This window comes from Pseudomonas sp. PF05, assembly GCF_056521845.1.
In genome coordinates, this window is record NZ_JBWLPW010000072.1 from 1 (window position 1) to 741 (window position 741).

1 pseudogene is annotated in these 741 nt (G+C 64.8%); it reads right to left on the reverse strand.

The window, feature by feature from the left end:
* A pseudogene (locus AC09SL_RS29475) lies at nucleotides 1-741 on the reverse strand (type IV secretion protein Rhs); the annotation flags it as partial.

A 741-nucleotide genomic window follows, 5' to 3' on the forward strand; every position in this document is an offset into this window, starting at 1 on the left:
GTCGTAGGAAAAACACCGGCGACTGCCGTCGGGCAGGATCTCTTCGGTCAGTTGGCCCAGGCGACTCCAGGTGAACCGATGCTCGCTACCGTCCGGGTCATACGTCGCCAGCAGTTGCCCGTGAGCGTCGTAGGCATATTCCGTGCGCTGGCCGTCCGGGCCGATGAGGACGATCACATCGCCGCGGGCATTGCGCCGGTAGGTCCACACGGCCTTGCCGCGTGAACGGGTGTGCAGGAAACCGTTGCGGTATTCGTAGGACGTCGGCGCCTCGTCCGGTGGAATCAATGCCACCAACCGTCCGACCTCGTCGTAGCGGTATTCGGTCACGGCGCCCAGCGGGTCCTGCTCGGCGATCAACCGGCCCTGTTCGTCGTAGGCCTTGAGGTGCTCGCCGCCATCGGGCTCGACCTGGTGCACCAGCCGCGCCCGCTCGTCGTGGACGTACACTTCCTGGCTGCCATCGATATTCTGGACAGTGACGCTGCCGTCCTCGCCCCAGGTGTAGCGGCTGTCCATCTGCGCGAACGAAGCCCAGTGCCGCACACAGCGGACCGCCGGGCCGACGCCTTGCCATTCCCAATAAAAACTCGCGCCACCGGCCAGTTGTCGCTGGAGGATGACGTGCTGGTCGTCGTAGTCGTAGCGTTCGCTTTCACCGGCGGCGTTGGTCGCTTCGATGAGTCGGAAACGTCCGTCGTAGCGGTAGGACACCAGCGTCTGTTCGGTCCGCCAGGCTTT